This is a genomic window from Paenibacillus sp. Marseille-Q4541 (genome assembly GCF_018310695.1).
GTDB lineage: Bacteria > Bacillota > Bacilli > Paenibacillales > Paenibacillaceae > Paenibacillus.
This window is the reverse complement of the sequence record NZ_JAGXCY010000063.1, coordinates 1-13,877: the sequence shown is the minus strand read 5'-3', so window position 1 is coordinate 13,877 and position 13,877 is coordinate 1. Positions and strand designations below refer to the sequence as shown.

Below are 13,877 nucleotides of genomic sequence, written 5' to 3'. Positions count from 1 at the left end.
CCGCCCGCCATAGTTCTCCCTCCTTTCCATAAAAATAAGCGCCCCTATTGGGACGCCTATTTCTCTTTTGTTTTATTTAGTTGTTTCTGATGGATATCCAGAGCGGCATTAGCTTCAGCTATATCATCATCATCCATATTTTCAAGATCGGCATATGTTATTCCAATATCGGAAAGGATTAACCTCCAATATGACCATCGTTCACGAGCGCGCTTCTCAGCTTCCACCTTACTGATCGTCACCCTTGTCACCATCCTCATCTTCACCAGAAATAAATGCATAGGCAGCATTAATGACTTCCGAATACTCTTTATAAGTTTCGAAATCATCAATTTTCATTTTTGGTTCAACAATAACATGCTTCAACATTTCTTCTGCTAACCGTTCTTCCATAACTACACCGTGTTTGTTCTTTGATGAGTCATTAATCTTTGAAACAATACGTACACCTGGATGCTGAAATTTATATTTATTACCTTTTTTACTTTCGAAATTCTTTTGTTTAAATGATGGCATTGATGTTTGCCCCTCTCTTTTATCTTACGTCATAGATAGATCCATACATTGGAATTCATACTCACGGTCTCCGGATTCAGCTCCATATTCCCGATCAGCAGGTTTCTTGATAAACGCTTCCGTTGCTGTATTCGTTTCTTTAGGATCTCCGTTATAAACTACGGATACAGGGACAAGTTTTCCGCTGTTCGCAAGAGAATTAAGATAAGCCACTTGAGGGCTTGACGATTGCAAAGTAACTGTGATTGTCCCAAGTGGATTATGCACTTTACTTCGCACTGTATCTCCCTGAGCACCTACGGTAGTTGTCCAGTTTTCTTCATCTTTCACCACAGTAACCATATCTTCAGAAAAACCAGTTAAATACACACCACCTACAACTGCTACTACCTGCTTCGGATCATACGTTTTTGCTCCCACTTTTCATCCCTCCTTATCATGAAAATTGAATAACACCTTTGATTTCTGTATCATGAATAGCCCCAGCTAGAACGAAATTAAATTTCCCATCTAAATACTTCCTCTGCTGAATATAAGCAGGGTCAACCGAACTTCTAGGAGGAAACGTTGTAGAAAAACGAGGAAGGCCATCGTCATCCTGGGCAATCATGCCGTTATTAGCAGCACGCTGAAGCACAGTCCGAACCGCGCTCTCCATCTGAATAATACCCGTGTCATCATAGCTGATTTTTTGATTAGCCTGTTGTGCCTTATTAAAAAGATCCTGCACTGCATATTGAATACTGAATACCACATAATCCTGAGAGTGAATGTTATCAATGTACTCTCCACTGACGGCTTTCCCCTCACTTGTTACATTTGTTCCTGCTTTAGCAACATAAGTATTGGCTCCAAGATCGTGTATTGCTTTCAGCTCCGTTGCATTAATCTCAAGAGGCAAAATACCAGGTAGTGTCCATCCTTTCCAAGTCACACTTCCTACCGGCAGGCTTCCTACAAACCCTATCCAAATAGCCTCTGGATATTTAGCGATTTCGGAAGCAATATGATAAAACCCTTCGGTTCGGTTATACTGCTTTGCTTTGATCATTGCTAGGTCGGCTTTATTAGATGTACGAAAGAAGAACTGACGCGATTTACTCGCTTCGACCTTATCCCCAATCGCTATAATGTCTTCTACTACCGTGCTCGTCGTCAGCGCAAAGTACCAGTCTTTGAGAAGCATGATATCCATGAAGTCAGCAAGAGTAACCGGTGTAGCACCTGTCTTCCGTGAAGCGATTGCTATTTCCGATGGTGCATTTTTAGCACCAAATAAAGCGGCGGCAGCCTTATACTCTTCAGTACTAATCGCATAATCTGCTTTAACAGACAATAGATCTGAATAATTTTTAAAATCCTTACCCGCTGCACTCGAACCAATAATGAGGGGCTTACCAAATCCATCAAGGATTGGTGTGGGTGACAGTACGGATATAGAAACTGTTACATCTGACAAAGACATTCATTTCACCCTTTCGTTACTTCGATTTGTTCAATCCATTCAAGTGGAGATTCCACAATATCTGTAGCACGCAGTTCAATTTCAAAACCATGACGGCGTTCCCACTCTTCACCAATATTAATATCACGATTCTGTACTTCTCCGATATCAATAACGACGATATCCAAAGTCTTCAGTGCATGATATCCAGTCCCTTTGAACCAGTCACTCGCTTTCATCGCATTCACTAAGCTGTCGTCAACCGTATCCGCATATGACAAAAAAGAGACAGTGAAAGTCACCGTCTCCTGTCTAATCTGCTTATCTCCTTGTTGCGTAAAAATCGGTTGCCCTTCTCCTTCGCCACCAAATCCATCAGGAAAGTTATAAGTCATAAAACTTCCTTCTGGCAACTTCCCGCCACCGTTCAATTGGATAAGAGGTATATCTATAGCGGATTTCAATCCGCGTACAATTACTGACCGAATCTCACTATACGGGAGCATTAGCAACTACCTTTCTGAGTACATATTGATTGACATCACTATACTCGCGTTCAGGCGATTCCACGACCCGAAACTGTGTTCCTGCATGATTAATGAGATCCCCGTCGGTATGATTGTACACTGTAAACAGCATACGGTCAGACTCTGAATAATTCCCACCCTCCGCAGCACGAAGTTTGGCACTAATAGGCTGGATACTTCCTTTTAATTTCTTGGGATTAGCATTCGCCGGGATCCACACTCCATCGGCATCGTAATCCCCTTCTCCGTTACGTTTCAACGTATAACTTTGTCCGTATTTACGAAGTATGCTTTTGAATTGAAATGTTCTCATTATTCTTTCCCCTTAGCAACAATATCCCATGTGAGAGACTCGAGTAAGTCCTGATCTCGCTGTAGTAATTTATTGCCTTCTTTATCTTTGACATATTGAGCAGATAACAGGGGCTGTTTTATCCTTTGGAAATTCTTATAAGTCTTCACAAAACCAATTTTACCTATGTTTCTAAAGAGCATTTCTGCTCTCATGCGGCCAAAAGCAATCTTTGTAACCCCTGATTTAACTTCTTTATTTATAGCAGAACGTGATTTCTTTTTACCTGTCGAGATAAATGGCCTTGCAGGTATATTCATCTTTTCAGAACCGTATTCGTGTACCCCTGCAATCATCGCAAGTTCTGCGTCACCTTGCATCCCTACACGAACCACTTTTTCAGTTAGCGGCTTCAATCGTCTCTCAAGTTCATTAAGATCTTCTAAGCCGGTAATCTGAACATTCGCCTTACTTGCTCTACTTCTTCTCGCCATTTCATCACCTCACATCTCTGGTCTTATGTGTGGAGCAATAAGGGCCTTTACTGCAGAAGGCATATCACTTTCAGCAATTGAATACGAAACAGAGATATCTCCTACCCGCTCTGATTGAACACCAGGCTCGCGCTGCAGGTGCTTGATCATCAAAATACAGGCGTATTCCAATGTCTCCGGCAGTGTGGATGGATTATTGTCAGTTGCATCTCCTGGTAGGACGTAACCTGCCTGATAAGTTACGGTGATAGAACGGATCTCACAAGGCCATCCACGTTCCCGATATAAGATGCCTGAATCGAGTGATTCAACCCCGGTCAACTCACCATAAGGTCCTGAAATACTTGTTATGACATGTACAGGATACTGCGGAAGCCGGATGTATTTTCCCGGCAGCCCAGTAACCTTGCTAATGTGTGTCTGGAGTTTAAATACTCTTCGGCAAAATTCTTCAATCATCGTTGAGGCTACAATAATTAAGGGCAGGAGTTCATCATCCTGTGAATTATCTTCTGCCTCTATTCCCATCATTAGTTTTGCCTTACTCAGTGTTGTCAACATCCCCTAACCCCCACTAGGTAAGAGTGATTTGTCCATAAATCAGAGATTCATTGTCCCACTTTTGGATATCATTTCGGATGACAGCGCGTAGTTCAGTTGTACGTCTTCTCCACGCATCCCCGCCCTCAGTAGTGGAATCAAGTTCAAAGAATTGTCTGTTAAATAATATGATTGCTTGCTTCAGATCACCGATAAACATCGGCGCTTTGATCGTGGCACTTCCTTCGCTCGGGAGATAACGGTTAGCAATAACAACAACTGGACGGCCCCGAAACAACTTACGACCAGGCTGAGAGATATCATCAGTCAAAAGATATCTTCCATTCGAATCTTTTTGCTCGTCCATCCAGTTATAACCATCTTGGTTTGTATAAATGGCAGAACTCTGACTGATTGCTGGGTCCAACGTAACATTAAGCGTCTTTTTAATTGCATCCACGTTAGCAAGTGCGGTCTTAGTCCATGTGGCCATAAGGCTCGTGATAAGAGTGTTATCAGTTACGACTTTCTTTCGCCCTAACCAGCTTGTAATATAGGAAAGCAAATTCTGATCAGTATCTTGTAACAAGTTATTTGTAATCGGCAGAAACCCACCACGATCTTGTAGCTTATAATCAATTGGTCGGAATTTAGGCCCATCAATTTCAGGTACTGGAGCATATTCAGCCATAACAGCGAATGGAGTCATCGTTGAATAGCTTTCGAGAACCCGCGATCCGCTTAGAGCTGATACATTTTCAACAGTAACGTATTGAGAAAGATCATCTAGACTGCGAATAACCTTATGAATACCGGTTTGTACATCCTTCGGAACCAAAATAGATAAATCTCCATCCGGGATAGCTGGGTTTGTTTGACCTTCATTCTGTACTGTACGGCGCTCATATTCCTTAATAACACTACGCATATCTTCCGAAATAGATTGTCGGCGCAGCCCCCGAAGGAAAATACCTCGGTATTCGGACTCCAATTCAACATCCTCACGGCTCTCGAGAGAGTTTGCATGATTCCCAGCTTGTTCAGCCCCGCCTGCTCCTAAACCGGATCTTTCTTCATCATCCAGCTGCACTTCAAGATCAAACCTCTTTTTTAATGATCGCACTTCGTTAGTAATTGCTTCAGCTTCATCGAGTTTGTCCTGACTTAACAATGAACGAGCTTCTGTACTTCTTGAATTAATCTTGTCCAATAATTCACGCAGTTCTCTTCTCACTTATTCTTCACCTCATATATTTATTTGTAATAAAAAAAGACCTTTACAGGTCTAGTTCAAGTAGCATTTTTTGTTTTCTATATTGGGATGCTGCCCGTTTCTCTTCTGACTTGAAATCATCAAGCGAACGTGCCGAAACTTCATTCGACGGATAAGCTGGAAATGCCACAGGTGATATTTCAAACAACTCCGCATTAAGAATTGAACGTTTATAGAGCTTCCCACCATTTTCACGGTTCTCTGAGCTCCATTTATCCTTGGTAACTCGCATTCCAAAGGAGACTCCATCAACATCTCCGCGCTTGATCGTCTCATACACGTCGTTTCCTATTGTTGTATTTGGTAGATCCAATTCAAATCGTAATTCCTTGTCATCACTAAATACTCGCAGTGTTCCACTCCGTGTATTTCCAAGAACTTGAGAGGTATCATGGGACCATAGACCAACTACACCACGAGATTCAAGACTTTCTTGGAATGCTCCTGCTGATATTTGCTCCACAAAGGTATCTCCATAATAATCCCGCATCTCTTGGCTGTCTGTATCATACTTGATTGCTCCGGTAATGGTCCGCTTACTCGCTTGCCCCTCCACCACTTCCGTCTCCCGGATCTCCATTAGTGTTGGAATTGCTCTCGTCTCCCTGGTCGGACTCATCGTTTTTTTTTGGTCCAGCCTCATCACCCCCCTTCATATATTGTTGTCCTGCTAGTTCTAGTGGAATAAAATTACCGTTTGCATATAGTCGGTCTCCACCAGGTAAAGGCGCCATATCCTCGCGTCTTCTTGCCTCATTAGGAGCTAAAAAACCACCCTGAATCCCGGTTCTATATGCCTCATAACGGGTCTTGAGGTCAGCTCGAAGCAGTGCATCTATATTAAACTTTGTATAGAACCCTATATCGAGTTCACGATCCATAAAAAGCTTATAAGTACATTCCTGCTCATATGTCGTTAAAATAGGCTGCTGACTTTCCGTATAGTACGCTAATTGTTGCTGTTCTACATTTGCATATGTGGCTTTTGATAGATCATTCAGCTGATGCATTTTCACACCAAAGGCATTAGCGATCTGCCGGATCGTAAGCTCCGTGTTTTGGAGAAACTGTGCATCTGCCATACTTAAAGACATTGGTGTAAAGGTATATCCTAATGGTAAAAGTGCTGTTCTATGGCTATTTTCAAGCCCAGAAGCCATACTTTCAAAGTTGTCTAAGAATACTTTCTTCGCAGGTTCATCTAAACTGCCTGTGTATTGTATTAATCCCTTTACCTGAAGCCCTTGTTTGTAGAAGTTGTTAATAAATTGAGTAGCTGCAGATGCATTTTCTACCGAGCATCGAAGGTAATCCAGCGTATTAACACCGACAAGACCGTCAATCGTAACGCTTCCCTTAAAATGAAGCACCTCATCAGGCAATAATTTGCGTTTTCCAGTGCCCGTATCGACCTCATACCACATTCTCGTTTTGTTACTCATAATAGGCACTTTTGAACCCAACAAGCCTGCGTCATCAATCCATACAGTCACTTTTTTTGAATCTATGGGCCAAATTGCTACTACTTCTCCAGTTTTCCGGTCGAATTCAATGTTCGCATAAGCATTCCCAAAGGATCGGTGCGCCTCCATCGTCTTCCAAAAGTCCGCAGCTGACATAAATGGATTAGGGCGCAGCTTTAATAACCGCGCTAAGCTATGCTGTGCGGTTTGGCTTATTCCATCTTCATCTTCACGATAGATCTTCATTGGCAACTTTGATAAAGAATCGGAGAGGATTTTCACACAAGCGTAAACCGTGTCCACCTTTAAGGCGTTCCAGTCCTTTACATTGATCTCACCAGGTTTTACATCTAATCCAAGCATCTCAAGTAGACGTCGATCCTGGAGATTAACTTCAACGCCCATCGATGACCTCTTGGAGAACCCCTTTCGTAACCTCTGGGGTATGTCTCTTAACTTCACATATTCACCCCCTCCCTACCTTTTCCAGAGTTTCGCTAAGAAATCGCCTGAACTAAATTCAGAAACGTCAGGTGGTCCTTTATCCTCTCCAAACATAGCTCGTACAAAAGCATTAATAATGGCTGCCACAGGGTCAATCCGTTGGCGAGATTTCGCTTTATCCAGCATAATATTAAGGTTTGCATCTTGACGGGTAATCGCATTGCCAATCGCCCAAGCAATGACTGGATTGCCGTCATGAATGATCTTCTTCTCTAGCGCCTTATCCCTAAAGGTTTTTGTCGGCTCTCCTAATGTTTTGATACCCTGACGTATTTCAACTGGAATAAATCCTTCAGTCTCCATGTCCTGTGCAAACTGGGTCGCATTATAAGGGTCAAAACAGTTTTCCTGAATGCTCCATCCATTTTCCTCAATCTGCTTCATTACATGGACCTTGATGAAGTTGTAATCAACTACTGATCCAGGAGTAGTTGTTATCCATCCCTCCCTGACCCACTTACTATATGGAACCTTGTCTGTCTTCTCTTTCTGCGCAAGAGTTTCTTCCGGCATAAACGAGTGACCTTTGACCGCGTAGTTTCCATCCTCAAGAGGAAAGACAAAACCGATACTCGTTAAGTCAATCTTCGATGATAAGTCAACGCCAAGGAACCCAATCTGGCTGCGCAGATCGGGGAACGGTTTGTTTTTATCAGCCGTACAACTCTTCCAACGGTCTGCACGAATGTATTTTTTCTCGCCGGTAGCCATCCAAACATTCATATTCTTGGTCAAAAAATCATCCATAGCTTCAGGTTTTTCTAAAGCTTCTTGCAACCTAGCCCGAATATTATTTAGCCCCGCTGGATAAGAGGCCGCGATCGGGTTTGCTTTTATCCAGGAATCTTCATCCCGGATGTCATCAATCAGATTTCCCTCATCATCTTTGTCTAGCTCATTCACCATTGCAAAGTACTGTTCATTCTCTGCCTGGTCCGCAGGATCCAGTAGTCTAGTTACATAATCATACTCAACCCGATAACATGGACCGTTTATATCACCTGCTGTCGTAATCGTCATAAGAAGCGGCTGCGGACGTGCTACCATCCCTGAATCCAGTACATCATAAATCTCAGTCGTTTCATGAGCATGATATTCATCAATAATAGCTGCTTGCGGATTTAAACCGTCACCCGTTTTACCATCATCCTTGGAGAGTGGCCTGATTACGGATTCCGTTTTTAAATGTGTGATTCTCCCATAAGCCTCTTTCCATTTACCCTTGAGTTCAGGACACTGGTCTAACATAGCCTTTGTTTCTTTGTAAACAATTTTGGCCTGTTCTGTCTTAGTTGCCCCTATGTACACCTCACTCATGCCCTCACCAAATGCCATCGCTTCATACGATGCTACACCTGCGAGACTTTGAGACTTTGCATTCTTACGGCCAACCTGCCAATAAGCTTTCCTGAATCTCCGATAACCAGTGATTGGGTCAACCCAACCATAGATATTCCCAAAGACAAACACCTGAATATCATGAGGTTCAATACGCTCTCCCTTAAGAACTCCCTTTGTATGACGGAATAAGCTCAACCATTCAAAAAATCGCATGGCTTTATCTTCGTCAAAAATATAAGGGAAGCCAGAAGAACCGGACCTATCAATATCCCTTAAAAATCGTTCACATGCCTGCTTATGTTTAATGCAAGCTGGGAATATTCCATTCAAGGCATCATGGCAATAATGAATCATCCACTGTTTTAACCCTAGCGTCGTCATACGTCACCAAACCTTTGATCAAAAGGTGAAGGTTCTCCCTTGGCAGGTGCTTTAGGAACAACTAACCGACAGCGTGAAGCAATTGTAAGACCCAGATCAGACGCTGCTTGACGGCATTGCTTAAATAATTTATCTTGCGTATTCAGTAAATCAGAAAAAACCTCACTCGCCATCTCAAGTGTGGTTGTATTAGGAATGAGTTCTCCATCTATTTGATCTGACTCGTTGACGTCATAAATACGAATTGGATCACGGTATAAGAGTTGATCAGTTATCTTAAGATAAAGTGCTCTGGAGATTATGTATCTCGCTAGAGCATCAACATCCAAGTTCGATATGATCTCAATTTTCTGTAGCTCTGCTGCTATTTTATTGAACTCTTTTTTATGTTCCTTTGATAAATAAGAAGGCGCCCGGACTTTGTCAGCGGGCGCCTTAATCTCTTGTTTTTTTCGTTCCTCGATTTCCTTTTTTGTTAAGTTCTTATTACCCTTTATGAGCAACAAATTGATCGGTTGCCTCTGACCAGCCATTTTCAGGACCTCCTATTCTGGAAATTTCCCGTGGGGAATTTTTTTTAAGTTAACTGGGACGGCGGTCTACAAAACGTTTCTTTAAAAACATTTTCGACCACCCCCCGGGTCATTTTTCTCTTGTCTCCAGCTTCTCCATTAAGGATTCAGACTTCTCAAGTAGTTCAACTAAATATTCTGCCTTTTCAATCGCACTATCCAATTGACATGTATCCACATCAACTTCCACTTTGATTCGTTCTTCCATTACCAAACCCTCCATCTTCTTGTACAGTCTTGGTATCGTGACACGTTTTGCAAAGCGACTGCCAATTCTTCCTATTCCAGAACAGCTTTTGATTGCCTCTGTGCGGGATTATATGGTCTACTACAGTAGCAGCAATAGGAATCCCTTTATCTAAACATCTCACACACAGGGGGTGCCTTCCTAAATGCTCTAGCCTGGATGCTCTCCACTTACTACCATATCCCCTTTGTGCTGCGGAACCTCTTTCTTCATCATACTTCTTTCGTTCTGCTACTCTATGCTTATCACATCTGGCTCCCATAGTTGTGAGTTCTCTACATCCAGGATGACCACAAGGACGTCTTGGTTTATATGTCAATTCGATCACAACCTTAATAAAATTAAAAAAAACACCCAAGCCTGATAGACTGGATGCGTACCGTATTAGATGCTACACAAAATCATTATTTTCTAAATGCATTTTTATAGCCCTTTGTAATTGATAGATAGAGGTGCTAAGACTAGGATATTCTTCATAATCAGGATTAATATCCTTGTACACTGAGCTAATTAGTATTATTGCTTTTCCAAGTGTTTCTCTTTGCTCGTGATTTATAAACTGAAAATCGCCCATCATTGGCCCCCCATCTATTCTAACTACAACTATCAATTAAATGCTCATTGAACATTTTCAACTTGAAATATAAATTTGCAAAATCTATCGTAAATAAAATTGTATGGAATAATATCAAAGCCATTTGAATAACCCCTCATTGTTCGATGAAAAGTACTTTTTTCATTATCTTGAATATGCCCGATAATTCCTAACGATGCAGGATATTCAATGAGTTCACCATATTGAGCTTTGAAATATTCTCTTTGAGATCTATCATCAAAATACTCCACATAATCTCTTAATTGATTATGAAGATCATTTACCTCTGCCTTGAAACCACTCCTTACTTGACCAACATTCTTCAGAATACTTCTTTTAGCACGTTTATAATCAACGATCTTCCATTGGTGTCTCAATTGATCATATGCAATTAAATCAGGCTTATAATCTACAGGGTTGCAATTGTTTATGTTTTTTAATATTGATTGATGTATGGGTTTTATTAGGTTTAATGTTTTTTCTAAAACAACTGGATGCCGTTCAAAAAAATTGTCGATATCTAGTTCAGGGGTGCTTGGATTAAATACCAAAGTCTTCATCTCGTTTTTAACTTGCGTAAGGTAATCCACGAGCAAAAATTGATTCGAATAATTTCTATCTACATTTATTTGACGGTCTGAGTATACATATGAGTTTACGAAATCAATACTGTATTGATCTACACTATCGAAAATATCTATAAAGTGCTCATATGACATGTATAGAGAATAATCAAAGTTTACGTAAATTTCATCTGTACGAATACTAGTATTCACAAAGGTTACTGGAACACTTGGTACCCCTGATTTGAACTCAATCAATTTCATTTTCGAAAAAATATCTTTATCGGTAAATTTAACAACAACCTGATCAACATCAGATTTACTTATAACATAAAACACTGTTTTTTTGGGTGGGTAATAAAATAACTGTACGTGAGATTTCGACTTGCTCTTAAACGGTTCCGGCAGCAGTTCTCTAATGTTAGAAACTACTCCCATCTGTTCATATATCGTTATTTGTTTCTCAACATTCTTTAAAAATCTTTCGTTAAACTCCTTCAGTAAACTCTCAACAATTACGCTATGATGATATTTGAAGCTGATTGACATATCTCATCCCCCTTTGCCTATTGCCTAGTTATTACGACAAAAGTCGAGGGAATCCTTTTATTACCGGCATTATTGACGCTGCCGGAGCGCTCTCGATCCATCCCTTAACCGCTGAGATCACGGCTCATTGTGAGGAGGCAACACATGCAGGAATGGAGTATTATAAAGGTTATCAAGAAAATTTTATCTTTCCCTCTTGGAATCGAACCAAGGACTTCCTTCCGATACTCCTGCCATTGAGTTAAGGGAATATGTTATACGGCCGCCGCTACGCTAAGTATTTCTGTCGTCTCGATGGCCTTTGGCAAAAAGAAAAACACCCCGAAGGGTGCTTTGAATTTTTAGTATTCAATCATCTTCATTAGATGAGAGCACCAAAAACTTAGTGAAATTTCTTATTACTCTAAAAGAACTTAAAATGGAAAAGATAAAAGCGTATATCCACACCCCTAAAAATATTCTATTGATTATACCCATTGAATCTTGAACCAAAAACAATCCAAGTACTGAAAGAAGAGAAGTAAGGAACAAAGCCACGATTGCACTTATTAAATATTTAATTAGTTTGGTGTAAGCTCCCATCTGTTTAAGTACCTTAACAAGCTTATTCGAACCTAGTGAAGGCAACAGGGTAACAGCAGCGGCTAAAAAACCCACAGCGATAGAACCAATACTTATAGTACTGTTCAGAATATCCTTAAAGTTTGCAATATCACTTGGTATTAACTTAAAATAGATCACTACAAAAGGTCCTAACAAGGATAAAATTAAGGGGTATAACTTTTCTAACATATAATCAGTCCTTATCAATTTTATTATTGATATATAGACGGTCCAGGTTTATTTTATTCTTGTTGTAGCCAACAACTATCTCATCCATCAACATTACTTCAGTTACTTTTTTATTTTTTGACACTGAATACCTCTTAGTATGGACAATTCTATTCTGGATGAGATCAATGGTATCTGGTTCTCCATTAGCTTCGCCCTTAACTTCTAACTTCGAAATACTATCTTGGAATTTCAATAGGTGCTTAACCTTTTCCAAAACGTTTTCCTTTTTCAAGTCCGGTCCGCCTACAGTTACTTTTATATTTTCTCCTTGGAATAGTTTTGCCAAGGCTAAGTCAGCGTTAAATGAGCCGTTTTTATTATTCAGAAATTTAAAGTTCGAAGGTTTGGAAATTTTATAATCGATACTCTTAACCATATTGATCTTTCCTAATCTCTTCAATGCATCGGGGTCAATAACTAATTCTAGTTCAAGATCATCATCTCCTACTAATTTACCCAGATATTTCGCAAACGCAGTGGTACCCATTCCCGATCTAGTCCTATGCAGAACCAAGACATTGTTAATAGGATTATATAAAAAGACCGTATCGAATATCGGTCCCTGATCATCATTTGAGGCTAAGGTTTCCCTTTTTCCGCCTAAATCCCCTATATGCGCTTCATCAAGAGTATTTATTTTCTCAACGTATCCTACCCAAAGCTTATTTTCATGCTTCACCTGTCTAACGCGAGCGTAAAAGTCAAAAACAGGAACGTTATTGACACCACCTGTTTTTCGTATGGCAGCTTCACTAGCAAATGCCTTAGCAATTTCTGACTTATCACTAGTAGATACTGTATAAAAATCAAAGTTACATATTTTTGTGGCCAAAATCTTATTCCCCCTGAATTAGATGATAGGAAAATTTACCTAATTCAAAGGGTATATCATTATTCGGCAGCAATCAACAAATATTTACCATCGTCGGACCTTTCGCTAATACCATGGTATGAAATCCGATTTAATGAAAAAAGGCCGTCTCGATCACGATAAAGAAGGAAGTGTTTACAAATAATTACCCCACCTACTGATGGACAATCGATGGTAAGCCTATTTTTTTCTAAACCTAAACGTGATAAGTGGGTTGAATCTAAAAGAGGCGGCCGAAGGCTCGTTTGGCCACTTGCCGACCACCTCTTTATCATTATTCCGATCCCTTAATCCTGAAAGCCGACCAGATAAGCATAATCAGAATATCATGTGTTTTTTACTCGCTCGCTGGTACGTCCGGTGCTATCTCGGAAAGTATTGACCTTGACAGGATTCGAACCTGCCTATACCATGAAGGCCATAATAAAATTGCAGTGATCTTATCTGCATTCCCCGCTTGCTACATCACCGGCGATATACGCCTAGGCACGAAGCCCACAATGTAACCGAGTCCTGCGACGATAAGGGGTAGCAGGGACACCCGAGCGATTAAGCTCTATGTCCCTACTATAATTTGTACTAACCTTCATAATTTCGTCAGCTTTCTGTCATAAAACAGTCAATTTACCGTCAGATTTTTGACTAGATAATACCGCAGTCCTTAAGGGTATTCGCTACAGATAACAAACCTTTCTCAATTCTTCGATCTATTGTACTTTCACTCATAATTGATCTGAACTGTGCAACTGTATTTTTGCGTCTTTCTGACTTAAGATACCGGTGTCTGATAATGTTTCTTGCTTCGCTGTCCAGGATCGCATCGATGGCCGTCTTAACGACTTCAATCTTCACTTGGTATGTTTCGAGCTTG

The 13,877-nt window shown here is 40.7% G+C and carries 19 protein-coding genes and 1 pseudogene; all 20 read right to left on the bottom strand.

The window, feature by feature from the left end:
- Window positions 1-56: 56 nt before the first annotated feature.
- The gene (locus KFT32_RS26605; RefSeq protein WP_211750360.1) at window positions 57-242 is read right to left on the bottom strand and encodes a hypothetical protein; all 186 of its coding nucleotides are present in this window, start codon (window positions 240-242) and stop codon (window positions 57-59) included.
- Window positions 229-516, bottom strand: coding sequence for a hypothetical protein (locus KFT32_RS26600; protein ID WP_211750359.1), 288 nt, complete (start codon window positions 514-516; stop codon window positions 229-231). The genes KFT32_RS26605 and KFT32_RS26600 overlap by 14 nt, the downstream gene beginning before the upstream one ends.
- Window positions 517-540: 24 nt before the next feature.
- Window positions 541-936 carry a phage structural protein gene (locus tag KFT32_RS26595; protein ID WP_349304963.1) on the bottom strand — a complete coding sequence of 132 codons (396 nt, stop codon included), beginning with the start codon at window positions 934-936 and terminating at the stop codon, window positions 541-543.
- Between the two features lie 16 nt (window positions 937-952).
- Entirely contained in the window at window positions 953-1,981 is a 1,029-nt protein-coding gene (locus KFT32_RS26590; RefSeq protein WP_211750358.1) for a DUF3383 family protein, read from the bottom strand.
- A 5-nt stretch (window positions 1,982-1,986) separates the two neighbouring features.
- A complete protein-coding gene (locus KFT32_RS26585) occupies window positions 1,987-2,466 on the bottom strand; it encodes a phage neck terminator protein (protein WP_211750357.1) in 480 nt (159 codons plus the stop codon).
- Window positions 2,453-2,800 (bottom strand): hypothetical protein, encoded by a 348-nt coding sequence (locus KFT32_RS26580; RefSeq protein WP_211750356.1) that lies wholly within the window; start codon window positions 2,798-2,800, stop codon window positions 2,453-2,455. Before KFT32_RS26580 ends, KFT32_RS26585 begins: the two co-directional genes overlap by 14 nt.
- Entirely contained in the window at window positions 2,800-3,273 is a 474-nt protein-coding gene (locus KFT32_RS26575; protein WP_211750355.1) for a hypothetical protein, read from the bottom strand. Before KFT32_RS26575 ends, KFT32_RS26580 begins: the two co-directional genes overlap by 1 nt.
- Window positions 3,274-3,282: 9 nt before the next feature.
- Window positions 3,283-3,834, bottom strand: coding sequence for a head-tail connector protein (locus KFT32_RS26570; RefSeq protein WP_211750354.1), 552 nt, complete (start codon window positions 3,832-3,834; stop codon window positions 3,283-3,285).
- 13 nt (window positions 3,835-3,847) lie between these two features.
- Entirely contained in the window at window positions 3,848-5,047 is a 1,200-nt protein-coding gene (locus KFT32_RS26565) for a phage major capsid protein (RefSeq protein ID WP_211750353.1), read from the bottom strand.
- Window positions 5,048-5,090: 43 nt separating this feature from the next.
- Window positions 5,091-5,729, bottom strand: coding sequence for an HK97 family phage prohead protease (locus tag KFT32_RS26560; RefSeq protein ID WP_481856372.1), 639 nt, complete (start codon window positions 5,727-5,729; stop codon window positions 5,091-5,093).
- On the bottom strand, window positions 5,623-6,954 hold the full coding sequence (locus KFT32_RS26555; RefSeq protein ID WP_211750351.1) for a phage portal protein: 1,332 nt from the start codon (window positions 6,952-6,954) through the stop codon (window positions 5,623-5,625). The genes KFT32_RS26560 and KFT32_RS26555 overlap by 107 nt, the downstream gene beginning before the upstream one ends.
- 72 nt (window positions 6,955-7,026) lie before the next feature.
- Window positions 7,027-8,775 (bottom strand): terminase large subunit, encoded by a 1,749-nt coding sequence (locus tag KFT32_RS26550; RefSeq protein WP_349304962.1) that lies wholly within the window; start codon window positions 8,773-8,775, stop codon window positions 7,027-7,029.
- A complete protein-coding gene (locus tag KFT32_RS26545) occupies window positions 8,772-9,308 on the bottom strand; it encodes a phage terminase small subunit P27 family (protein WP_211750350.1) in 537 nt (178 codons plus the stop codon). Before KFT32_RS26545 ends, KFT32_RS26550 begins: the two co-directional genes overlap by 4 nt.
- Window positions 9,309-9,417: 109 nt before the next feature.
- The gene (locus KFT32_RS26540; protein WP_211750349.1) at window positions 9,418-9,555 is read right to left on the bottom strand and encodes a hypothetical protein; all 138 of its coding nucleotides are present in this window, start codon (window positions 9,553-9,555) and stop codon (window positions 9,418-9,420) included.
- On the bottom strand, window positions 9,527-9,856 hold the full coding sequence (locus KFT32_RS26535) for an HNH endonuclease (protein WP_211750361.1): 330 nt from the start codon (window positions 9,854-9,856) through the stop codon (window positions 9,527-9,529). The genes KFT32_RS26540 and KFT32_RS26535 overlap by 29 nt, the downstream gene beginning before the upstream one ends.
- Window positions 9,857-9,985: 129 nt before the next feature.
- On the bottom strand, window positions 9,986-10,204 hold the full coding sequence (locus KFT32_RS26530) for a hypothetical protein (protein WP_211750348.1): 219 nt from the start codon (window positions 10,202-10,204) through the stop codon (window positions 9,986-9,988).
- Between the two features lie 8 nt (window positions 10,205-10,212).
- The gene (locus KFT32_RS26525) at window positions 10,213-11,301 is read right to left on the bottom strand and encodes a Shedu anti-phage system protein SduA domain-containing protein (protein ID WP_211750347.1); all 1,089 of its coding nucleotides are present in this window, start codon (window positions 11,299-11,301) and stop codon (window positions 10,213-10,215) included.
- Window positions 11,302-11,649: 348 nt separating this feature from the next.
- On the bottom strand, window positions 11,650-12,093 hold the full coding sequence (locus tag KFT32_RS26520; RefSeq protein ID WP_211750346.1) for a hypothetical protein: 444 nt from the start codon (window positions 12,091-12,093) through the stop codon (window positions 11,650-11,652).
- 4 nt (window positions 12,094-12,097) lie between these two features.
- Complete coding sequence (locus tag KFT32_RS26515; protein ID WP_211750345.1) at window positions 12,098-12,967, bottom strand: DUF6731 family protein; 870 nt, start codon at window positions 12,965-12,967, stop codon at window positions 12,098-12,100.
- 681 nt (window positions 12,968-13,648) lie between these two features.
- Window positions 13,649-13,877: pseudogene (locus KFT32_RS26510) on the bottom strand (hypothetical protein); the annotation flags it as partial.

What these genes read in the sequence shown, in the direction of transcription:
- KFT32_RS26600 (WP_211750359.1), bottom strand. Translation starts at nt 516, where the DNA reads ATGCCATCATTTAAACAAAAGAATTTCGAAAGTAAAAAAGGTAATAAA.
- KFT32_RS26590 (WP_211750358.1), bottom strand. Translation starts at nt 1,981, where the DNA reads ATGTCTTTGTCAGATGTAACAGTTTCTATATCCGTACTGTCACCCACA.
- KFT32_RS26585 (WP_211750357.1), bottom strand. Translation starts at nt 2,466, where the DNA reads ATGCTCCCGTATAGTGAGATTCGGTCAGTAATTGTACGCGGATTGAAA.
- KFT32_RS26580 (WP_211750356.1), bottom strand. Translation starts at nt 2,800, where the DNA reads ATGAGAACATTTCAATTCAAAAGCATACTTCGTAAATACGGACAAAGT.
- KFT32_RS26575 (WP_211750355.1), bottom strand. Translation starts at nt 3,273, where the DNA reads ATGGCGAGAAGAAGTAGAGCAAGTAAGGCGAATGTTCAGATTACCGGC.
- KFT32_RS26570 (WP_211750354.1), bottom strand. Translation starts at nt 3,834, where the DNA reads ATGTTGACAACACTGAGTAAGGCAAAACTAATGATGGGAATAGAGGCA.
- KFT32_RS26560 (WP_481856372.1), bottom strand. Translation starts at nt 5,729, where the DNA reads ATGAGGCTGGACCAAAAAAAAACGATGAGTCCGACCAGGGAGACGAGA.
- KFT32_RS26555 (WP_211750351.1), bottom strand. Translation starts at nt 6,954, where the DNA reads ATGGGCGTTGAAGTTAATCTCCAGGATCGACGTCTACTTGAGATGCTT.
- KFT32_RS26550 (WP_349304962.1), bottom strand. Translation starts at nt 8,775, where the DNA reads ATGACGACGCTAGGGTTAAAACAGTGGATGATTCATTATTGCCATGAT.
- KFT32_RS26545 (WP_211750350.1), bottom strand. Translation starts at nt 9,308, where the DNA reads ATGGCTGGTCAGAGGCAACCGATCAATTTGTTGCTCATAAAGGGTAAT.
- KFT32_RS26540 (WP_211750349.1), bottom strand. Translation starts at nt 9,555, where the DNA reads ATGGAAGAACGAATCAAAGTGGAAGTTGATGTGGATACATGTCAATTG.
- KFT32_RS26535 (WP_211750361.1), bottom strand. Translation starts at nt 9,856, where the DNA reads ATGGGAGCCAGATGTGATAAGCATAGAGTAGCAGAACGAAAGAAGTAT.
- KFT32_RS26525 (WP_211750347.1), bottom strand. Translation starts at nt 11,301, where the DNA reads ATGTCAATCAGCTTCAAATATCATCATAGCGTAATTGTTGAGAGTTTA.
- KFT32_RS26520 (WP_211750346.1), bottom strand. Translation starts at nt 12,093, where the DNA reads ATGTTAGAAAAGTTATACCCCTTAATTTTATCCTTGTTAGGACCTTTT.